Here is an 8373-nt window from a genome sequence, read left to right as displayed (position 1 = left end):
TGCTCGATGGCCTGGATGCCGAGGGCCGTTGCAACATGGGATTTCCCCGTACCCGGGCCGCCGATCAGGACCACATTTTCGGCAGCGTCAAGGAACTCGCATCGATGAAGTTGGCGGACCAGAGCTTCACGCATTTCACTGGCCGCGAAGTCGAAGGCGGACAAATCCTTGTATGCCGGGAAGCGAGCAGCCTTCATGTGATACGCGATCGAGCGCACCTCACGCTCGGCCATTTCAGCCTTGAGCAGCTGCGACAGGATCGGCATGGCAGCTTCAAATGCGGGTGAGCCTTGTTCATGCAGATCCTGCACAGCCTGCGCCATGCCCGGCATCTTCAGGCTGCGCAGCATGATGATCAGCGCAGCGCCCGCGGGATCATGACGCATGACGGGTTCCTTGCTGGGTGCGCAGCCCATCATAGCGCGCGACATTGGCCTCGGGTTCCTTGCTGAGCGACAATGCCGCTGGAGGGTTCACGTCTGGCTGGTCGGTCGGTTTGCCATCGAGCAGCCTATGGAGCAGGTTCAGCACATGGGTCTTGGTCGGCACGCCCGCCTCCAGTGCCAATTCCACGGCGCACAGCACGGCTTGCTCATCATGGTGCAGCACCAAGGACAGGATATCGACCATTTCGCGGTCCCCGCCAGGCTGGCGCAGCATCTTCGCCTGTAACATGCGGAAGGGTTCGGGCATTTCCACGAAGGGGGCGCCATTGCGCAGCGCCCCAGGTTTGCGCTGCACCACCGCCAGATAATGGCGCCAGTCATAGACAACGCGCCCCAGTTGGCGGTGCGACCGGTCGATGATGCGCTCATGCGTGCAAATCACGTGCCCCTCTGCGACGACCACTAGCCGCTCAGGGTAAATGCGCAGGCTGACGGGGCGGTTCGCAAAGCTGGCGGGCACAGAATAACGGGTGCGATCAAAGCTGATCAGGCAGGTCGGCGAAATGCCCGTGCGCCGCGCGATCTCGCGAATGGGCATCTTGTCCCGCAGCGCCCACTTCCTGATAACCTTCAAAAATCCCATGTCGATCACTCCGTATGCCTCCAGCTGCTTCAAGCCGAGGCAGGGTTGCACATGGGTCAATTCTCAATGACAATTTTGGCGGTTGCCGGGTCAATTCTCAGTGGCAATCAACACGCTCTCAGGCTCGAAGTCGGTCCCATCGAAGCCGAGCGTCCGGTCATGGTCGGTGAAGCCGAAGGTGACGCCATCGGCTCGGGTGATCCGCCAGCACCAGGCGAGTGTGGTCGTGCCCTCGTCGAGATGGGCCTGCAGGGCTGGCGAGAGGGATTTCATCGGCAGGTTCCCGTCATTCGGTCGTCGAGATCGGCGATCCAGTTCGCCCAGTCCGGCGGCACGGCGGCGACAGTGTTGGGATTCGGCCGGGCGAGCCGCGCCTCGGCATAGGAGGCACAGCCGGCGTCACCAGCGCCCATCGTTGCGGCGCAGCCGGTCAGCAGGATCGCCAGCGCCGCGGCCGTCGCGAACCGCGTCGCGCCCGCGCTCGACGCGCTTGTTCTTGTCTTCGATGGCATCACGTTCCGCCTCCCGTTTGCCCGCGCGTTCCCCTTCCGCACGCCCCCAGACCCGGCCGAGGACGACGCCCCCGACGGCGCCCAGAGCCGCGATCAGCCAGATCAGGAAATCAGCCATCGTCCCGCTCCCCCCGCGCGGCGGCGACGCAGAGGGCTGCGACGAAGACGCCGAGGCAGCCGCCCACGACCACACCTGCGAGGAACTCAAGCATCGCCGCGGAATCCGCGCTCAATCCGGTCACGCAGGCCGATGAGGCCGAGCCCGAGGAACATCAGCCCCGCGGGCGAGGCGTCGCCGCTGCCAGCGAGCAGTGCGACGAGCCGGGCGAGCTCACCGAGCGAGCCAGTCGCGGGCAGCGTCATCGACGCGATGCCGGTGAGCATGGCGAGCAGTCCCGCCCACCAGGTGAGCGAGTTGGGGCGAACGTAGCGCATTGGGATCAGGCCCTCCGGATCAGAGTGGAGAAGAAGGCGGCCAGCCGGGCGAGCCAGCCGGTCGGCGCGTCGGGCGCAGGATCGAGGACCCGTGGCCTCGGCAGCGGCGACGGCCCGCGAACCAAGACCAGAGCCTCATCCTCGGTCAGGCGACGGATCGGCCGCGAGAAGTCCACGCGGCCCGCGCGATCCACGGACCAGACCGGGATGGTTCCGCCGGGATAGCGGCCATGGCGGAACAGGTCGCGCTCGGACTCCCGGCGCGGAATGATCGAGGCCGGTCGCCGCCAGTTCAGAAACGCGTTGGCAGCTGCAACGCGATTTCCGGCATTGAGATGTCGGGTCAGCGCGGCCTTGGCGATGCCGCCAGTGTTATAGTGGAAGCTGACCAGCGCATCGAACTCGTGCGGCGCCAGCGGCACCTTCACCGCGCGCATCACGGCGGCCTCGTAGCGCGCGAGGTCGGTCCGGAAGACCCGGAACGCCTCGCGGATCCCGGCGTCGAGATCGGCGGTCATGCCGCGGGCCATGGTCGCCGGATCGGGCGGCCCGGCCGCGGCCGTGTGGCCGATGCCGAAGGTCCAGACCTGTTTCACATCGAGATAGGGTCCGGGCACGATGCCTTCGTGCCGGACGAGGGCCAGGAGGCCCCGGTCGGTCATGTGCATGGGATTACCTCAGAAGCGAGAGGATCAGGATCAGCGCCGCGACAACGAGACCGATACGCAGGCGGTGAGCGAAGGCCTGCCGAGGGTCGGCGGGGTCGCAGCGGAGGGAGCGCGCGAGGCGGAGAAGGTCATTCATCGCCGCCGCCTTCGTTGGCGCGGCGAAGGCGGGCGAGCAGCATCTCGATGAAGGCCGGGCCGAAGACACCGACGAGATAGGCGGCCGAGCCTGCCGCCCCGCCTGCGGGGATCGCCTCAGGCGGCAGGCTGAGCCAGGCGGTGATCACGGCCATGGAGAGGCTGCCCATCCCGGCCGCGATCAGCCCGCCAAGCAGGATGTGGCGCAGCGCATCGCGCAGCCGCATCTTCGTGGTCAGCGCGTTCGTCGCGCCGCCGAGCGCGCCCCAGGCGGCGAGGATCACCGCCGTGGACGTGGCGAGTTCTTTCAGAACCGCAGCAATAAAGCGGGATTCGTCGTTCATCGGCGCAGTTCCAGAAGCGGAATGGAGGTGATCGAGCCGAGCCGCTCGAGATCGAGCGTCACGTCGAGCACGTCGGTGTCGAAGCGGACCGGCACGTCGAACTCGAAGCCCGCGGTGATCGCGACGCCAGCGGCCGGCCCGGTGCCGAAGGTGACCACGCCGGTGGCGGTGTCGAGCGACCAGCCGGAGGGCTGCTCGACGCCCGACAGCGCGATCCGCAAGCTGCCCGCCACCGGCTTCGCGATGGCGCGCGCCCAGGATTGCGCGCCCGAGGCGTAGCGCTTCACCAGCTGGAAGGCGGTCGTCGCGCCATCGCCGGTGCCGATCGCCTGGTCGGTGGGCGACGGCGTGCCCGAAGGCAGGCAGGACTTGTGGTCGCCCCAGTCCTTGAAGCGGAAGCCGTGCAGGCGACCGTTGCGCGCCTCGAAGAAGGCGACGACTGCCGCCAAATCGTCGGCGCGGCGGATGCCGTAGGCCACATCGTAGCGGCGGCGCGAATTGGCCCAGCTGGCGTTGCGTTCTTCGTCGCCCGAGGCGAGCTCGACGATCTGTGTGCGTCTTTCGGGCCCGCCGCGCGCGCCGCGACTGATGTTGTCAGGAAACCGGACCTCGTGAAACGCCATCAAGTTTCTCCCTCGTTCGTGCTCTGGCCCCCGCAACCGGTTCCCACTTGCGGGGTCGCACTCACATGCCCCTCCGCCCGAGCGAGACGGCACGGGCGATGTCCGCCGCGACCTGCGTGCGGGACTGCCGGAAGCTCTCGGCGTCACGCGCCATGATGGTGACGTTGACCCCGCCGCCAGCGCCGTAGCTCTGCGCCTCGCGCCGCGACAGCACCCGCTCACCGCGCTGGAGGATCGCGGGCACCTCGTCATGGCGTAGCCCCGCCATGCCGCCTGAATGCATTCGCGGGGCGGCGGCGAAAGCCATGGCCGGGACCAAGCGTGAGGGCCCGGCCGATCCGACCATCCCGCCTGCATGCAGGACGTTGGCGAAGATCCCGCCTGCGCCGGAGAACACGCCGGAGAGCGCATTGGCGATCGGCCCGAGGATGAACCGCCGCGCCGCCAGCTGGGCGAGATCGGCGAGCAGCGAGGTGACCAGATCGCGGAAGTTCAGCTTGCCGGTCTTCACGAACTGGCCCACCGCGTTCTCGGCGGACTGGAAGGCGCCGACGAGGCTCTGGCCGATGTCGCCGCCGATTTCGCGGGCCTTGCTGGCGTAGTCGGAGAGTGCCGCCGTGACCGCCTGCCAGCCGGTGACGGCCGCCTCGGTGTCGGGCTCCGCCGCAGCGGCGGCTGCTCCGGCCGCCGCGCCTGCATCTGTTGCAGCGCGCCCGGCTTCACCAAGCGCCGTCTCCAGCCGCTCGGCCGCGCTCGTGGCCTCGGTCAGCGCATCGGCACTGGCCTCGTCGGTGCCGCGCACCGCATCGCGCAGCGCCTGCCAGCTTTCCAGAGGGGCGCGGGTGCCCTCGGCCAGATCACGCGCCGCTCCACGGTAGATGTTCGCGGACTCGAGCGCCCGAGCGGCCGCCTCGGTCAGACCGAGATCGGGTGCGGTGAGCGGATTGTCCTCGAATGCCCGGTCGAACGCCGTTTGCGCGGCGGTGGTCGCTGCCGTCGCCGCGCCCTCGAAGCGGTTCTCGATCTCGCCGAGGTCGAGGTCCGGCACCAGCGTGATGCGGCGCTCCGACCCCAGCGCTTCGAGCCCCTGGTTGATGCCGCCGATGAAGCCGTTGATGCGCGACACCACGCCGTTCAGCATCGCCTCGACGCCGTCGACCAGGCTGTTCGCCGCCTGGAAAGCCAGATCGCCGATGGCGGCGGGCAGCAGGCCCCAGATCGTCTTGATCGCCTCGTAGGCGCCTTCGAACGTGTTTGACGCCGTGTTGCCGAAACCGACGACGCTCTCGATGGCGCTCTGCATTCCCGAGGCCGCATCGGCCTTCAGGTCGAAGAACATCGCCGTGGCGGCAGCGCCCGCCGCCGCCGCGCCCATCCTGATCCGCTCCCAGACTTCGACCGCGAGGTCCTTTAGGAGCGACATCGCTTCGCCGAAGCCGCCCGCGCCGGAGACGAGGCGGGTAAACTGATAGACCAGCTCGCCCGCGCCGACGATGAGCGCCCCGATGCCGGTGCGGATGAGCGCGCCGCGCAGGACGACGAGCGCCGTAGCGAGGCCACGGACGGAAAGGGCAGCAGCGGCCATGCCGGCGACCCAGCGGCCCGCGAGGAACGCCGCGAAGGTGGCGCCATAGGTCGTCAGGCGGCCGATGTTGTCGAAGAGACCGCGAATGGCGATGCCGAGCGGGCCGGTCCGGCTGGCCACCGCCGCCATGGCGTTGGCGACGGCTTCCAACGCAGGCGCGGCGGCGACGGCCAGCTGGTTCGACAGCCCGCGCCAGATCAGCCCAAGCCGGGAGATGGCGTCGTTCGTGCGCTCGATCTGGTCGGCATCCTGTTCGGAGACGACGACCCCGAAAGCGAGGACGTCCTCAGTCGCCTGGCGTAGCGTCGCGGTGTCGATGCGCGACATGGCGATGGAGCCTTCCTCACCGAAGAGCTGGCCCGCGACGGCAGCGCGTTCAGCGGCAGGCACGAAGCGCTCGATGGCCGCGTTGATCGCGCCGACGCGCTGGTCCAGCGGCAGGGCGATCAGCTCGTTGGCGGAAAGGCCCAGACGGTCCAGCGCGTCGGCGGCGGGGCCGGTCCCGGCCGCGGCCTGGCTGAGACGACGCGTCAGATCCTTGGTGGCCTGCTCGATGCCGGACATCGAGACGCCCGCCAGCTCGCCCGCCCGCTCCAGCGTCTGGATTGAGGCGACGGTAGTGCCGAGCGACTGCGCGAGCTTGGCCTGCGCATCGACGGTCTGCAGACCGGACCGGATCATCGCCACGCCAGCGGCGGCGGCAGCTGCCACGGCGGCAGCAGCGGCCACGCGCACCCGCCGCGAGAAGGCCGCAAGCCGGGCGTTCGCCGCTTCCATCTCGCGGCTCAGTCGTCCGAAGCCGCGGGCCCCCGCTTCGCCCACGCCTTCGAGCTCGGCGCGCACCTGCCGTCCGCCCACGGCCGCGAGGCGGACGCTGACGCGTTTCTCGGCCATCGGTCAGACTCCTTGCTTTCGCCGCATGGGCGTCTTACGTTTATGCTATCGATCAAGTGAAGGTATGACCATGGCCGAGACCGCGACCCTGTCCTCGAAGTTCCAGATCTCGATTCCCAAGGCGATCCGGGCCGCCCAGCACTGGGAGGCCGGGCTGACCTTCGCCTTCATCCCGAAAGGCACGGGCGTTCTGCTTGTGCCGGTGCCCAAGCGGGAGGCGCTGAAGGGGCTCGCGCGAGGGGCGTCCGCCACCGATTATCGCGACCGGACGGATCGGTTCTGATGATCCTCGTCGACACGTCGGCGTGGATCGAGTGGCTCGTCGGTTCGCCGACCGGCGAGAAGCTGTCCGAACATCTGCCCGAACAGGCCGACTGGCTCGTCCCGACCATGGTCCAGCTCGAGCTGGCGAAATGGCTGACACGCGAGGTCGGCGAGGACAAGGCGGATCAGGTAATCGCCTTCACGCAGGTCTGCCATGTGGTGCCGCTCGACACCGAGATCGCGCTGGCGGCGGCGGAGTCGTGCCGCGAGCACAAGCTTGCGACCGCCGACGCGATCATCTTCGCAACTGCCCGCGCACAGGGCGCGATGCTCCTGACCTGCGACGCACATTTCGAGGGACTGCCCGGCGTCACGCTGATCGAGAAGATCAAGGCCTGACCCCCGGGCCACCATTCGCGCTCAGCTCCTCGTTCAGCTTCCGGACCATCACCGCTTCGATGACGGGCAGCAGTTCGGCCATGGCGAGCGGCGGCACGCCGAGGGCGTCGCCGAGCGCCAGCGCCGCCGACATATCCCAGCCGATCACCGCCCCAGGCAGGACGCGCAGTTGGCCGCCGAGACGACCAACCAGGTTCCAGACCTGCCAGCCTTCATGCGTCAGGGGCCGGTTCACCCGCGCCGGGCAGTCCGGGCAGGCTTGCGTGCAGGCGTCGCAGTATCGCTCGCCCCCGCCGAAGGACCATTCGGCGAGGGCGCGGAGGCGTTTTTTTCCTGTTCCAGCAGCAGGCCCGTCGAGACATAGGTCAGCTGGAACGCCTCGAAGATCGGCCAGAAATCGAGCAGCGCGTCGATGGCCTCCGGGCTCGGATCGATGGGATCGCCATCGGCATCGCCGATTCCCTCCCAGGCGAGCACGGCCCGCCGCGCGAGAGCCTTGGCGAAGGCGACCGCGCGCTCCTCGTCCGACGCCTCCTCGGGCACGGCGTCCACGGCCGGGTCGCTGCGCGTCGCCACCATCAGCGCGGTGGTCAGCGGGCGGAGCTGCACCCGGACGCCGGGGGCGAGGTCATGCCAGCGCGGCGCGTTGGTCAGGTCGAGCGTCAACATCCTCAATACACCTCTATGTCATTGATCAGGGTTGCGGTGCACATCCGGCCGACGACGCTGTCGCGCGCGGCCTGCCAGTCGAAGGTGGCCTGCACGCCCTGCGGCCCGGAAATCTCGATGCGCGGGCGCGGCAGGTAGACGGCGTGCACGGTGAAGGTGAAGCTCTCGCCCGAGGGCAGGACGTAGGCGAACTCCATCTCGCACGCTTCGCCATTGATCGCCTGCGTCACCAGCGTCTGGTCAGCGAACCGCACCTCGATCCGACCCGTGAGCGCGGCGATGGACGGATCCGCACCGTCGATGCGCCCGTCCGAGCGGATGGTCTCGATCCGGTCGAGGTTGTTGGCATAGGTGATCTCGGCCGAGACCACGTTGCCGAGGGCGGTGCCGTTCCGGGTAATCGCCCCGTTGAAATGCCCGAAGCGCTTCAGGTCCAGCGCCGCCGGTGTCCCGGCGCTGGTGGTCATTCCCACCGTCTCGCCCTGCGCCACCAGCCGCGCCGTGGCGGTCAGCAGGCCGGAGCGCTGCATCTGCCAGGTGATCTGGTCGAGCACGCAGCCGGAATACATCGCGTAGCGCGGCACCTCCGGCATGCCGGTCTCGATCGACATGCTGGGCAGCGTCCAGGACCCCGACTGGAACTCGTGGGTGTAGGGCGCTTCCACACCGGTGGTCGTCGCTGCGCCGAAGGCTGTTGATTGCCACTGAGAATTGACCCGGCATTGTCACCGAGATCTGACCCACCCGGTTGTTATGTTCTGCGCGTCATGTTGGCGTCAATGCAGATGTCTCCTTTCGTTTCTTTTTCGCCGTCTC

11 protein-coding genes and 3 pseudogenes are annotated in these 8373 nt (G+C 68.4%); 2 read left to right on the top strand and 12 right to left on the bottom strand.

Features of this window, described 5'->3' with window-relative positions:
- The 9 genes and pseudogenes from KNW02_RS19625 to KNW02_RS19585 all read right to left on the bottom strand — a co-directional run.
- The coding region (locus KNW02_RS19625) for an ATP-binding protein (RefSeq protein ID WP_216034881.1) at positions 1-386 on the bottom strand (386 nt) is incomplete at its 3' end.
- Positions 376-951 (bottom strand): annotated as a pseudogene (locus KNW02_RS19620) (Mu transposase domain-containing protein); the annotation flags it as partial. The gene KNW02_RS19625 and the pseudogene KNW02_RS19620, both read right to left, overlap by 11 nt.
- A gap of 174 nt (positions 952-1125) precedes the next feature.
- Positions 1126-1302, bottom strand: a pseudogene (locus KNW02_RS19615) (baseplate hub domain-containing protein); the annotation flags it as partial.
- A 126-nt stretch (positions 1303-1428) separates the two neighbouring features.
- The gene (locus tag KNW02_RS19610; RefSeq protein ID WP_216034880.1) at positions 1429-1659 is read right to left on the bottom strand and encodes a hypothetical protein; all 231 of its coding nucleotides are present in this window, start codon (positions 1657-1659) and stop codon (positions 1429-1431) included.
- 86 nt (positions 1660-1745) lie between these two features.
- Positions 1746-1976: a hypothetical protein gene (locus KNW02_RS19605; protein WP_216034879.1), complete on the bottom strand. Its 231-nt coding sequence runs from the start codon at positions 1974-1976 to the stop codon at positions 1746-1748.
- 5 nt (positions 1977-1981) lie between these two features.
- Positions 1982-2644 carry a lysozyme gene (locus tag KNW02_RS19600; RefSeq protein ID WP_216034878.1) on the bottom strand — a complete coding sequence of 221 codons (663 nt, stop codon included), beginning with the start codon at positions 2642-2644 and terminating at the stop codon, positions 1982-1984.
- Positions 2645-2772: 128 nt separating this feature from the next.
- Positions 2773-3123 carry a hypothetical protein gene (locus tag KNW02_RS19595; protein ID WP_216034877.1) on the bottom strand — a complete coding sequence of 117 codons (351 nt, stop codon included), beginning with the start codon at positions 3121-3123 and terminating at the stop codon, positions 2773-2775.
- Positions 3120-3746: a DUF2460 domain-containing protein gene (locus KNW02_RS19590; protein WP_216034876.1), complete on the bottom strand. Its 627-nt coding sequence runs from the start codon at positions 3744-3746 to the stop codon at positions 3120-3122. The genes KNW02_RS19595 and KNW02_RS19590 overlap by 4 nt, the downstream gene beginning before the upstream one ends.
- 61 nt (positions 3747-3807) lie before the next feature.
- Positions 3808-6225 (bottom strand): phage tail tape measure C-terminal domain-containing protein, encoded by a 2418-nt coding sequence (locus KNW02_RS19585; RefSeq protein WP_216034875.1) that lies wholly within the window; start codon positions 6223-6225, stop codon positions 3808-3810.
- Positions 6226-6295: 70 nt separating this feature from the next.
- On the opposite strand from KNW02_RS19585, the gene KNW02_RS19580 reads away from it, so the two are divergent.
- A complete protein-coding gene (locus tag KNW02_RS19580) occupies positions 6296-6508 on the top strand; it encodes an AbrB/MazE/SpoVT family DNA-binding domain-containing protein (RefSeq protein WP_036179405.1) in 213 nt (70 codons plus the stop codon).
- Positions 6508-6888, top strand: coding sequence for a type II toxin-antitoxin system VapC family toxin (locus KNW02_RS19575; protein ID WP_150288330.1), 381 nt, complete (start codon positions 6508-6510; stop codon positions 6886-6888). The genes KNW02_RS19580 and KNW02_RS19575 overlap by 1 nt, the downstream gene beginning before the upstream one ends.
- On the opposite strand, the gene KNW02_RS19570 is transcribed toward KNW02_RS19575, so the two are convergent.
- From KNW02_RS19570 to KNW02_RS19560, 3 genes and pseudogenes are all read right to left on the bottom strand, one after another.
- Complete coding sequence (locus KNW02_RS19570; RefSeq protein WP_216034874.1) at positions 6878-7123, bottom strand: DUF7697 family protein; 246 nt, start codon at positions 7121-7123, stop codon at positions 6878-6880. The two genes, KNW02_RS19575 and KNW02_RS19570, sit on opposite strands and share 11 nt — an antisense overlap.
- Positions 7120-7557: a hypothetical protein gene (locus KNW02_RS19565; RefSeq protein ID WP_216034873.1), complete on the bottom strand. Its 438-nt coding sequence runs from the start codon at positions 7555-7557 to the stop codon at positions 7120-7122. The genes KNW02_RS19570 and KNW02_RS19565 overlap by 4 nt, the downstream gene beginning before the upstream one ends.
- A gap of 2 nt (positions 7558-7559) precedes the next feature.
- Positions 7560-8261, bottom strand: a pseudogene (locus KNW02_RS19560) (phage tail tube protein); the annotation flags it as partial.
- Positions 8262-8373 lie beyond the last annotated feature (112 nt).

Source organism: Paracoccus marinaquae (genome assembly GCF_018860165.1).
In the GTDB taxonomy this organism is placed as follows: domain Bacteria; phylum Pseudomonadota; class Alphaproteobacteria; order Rhodobacterales; family Rhodobacteraceae; genus Paracoccus; species Paracoccus marinaquae.
The sequence above is the reverse complement of the archived record's forward strand: the minus strand, read 5'-3'. Positions and strand labels throughout refer to the sequence as shown.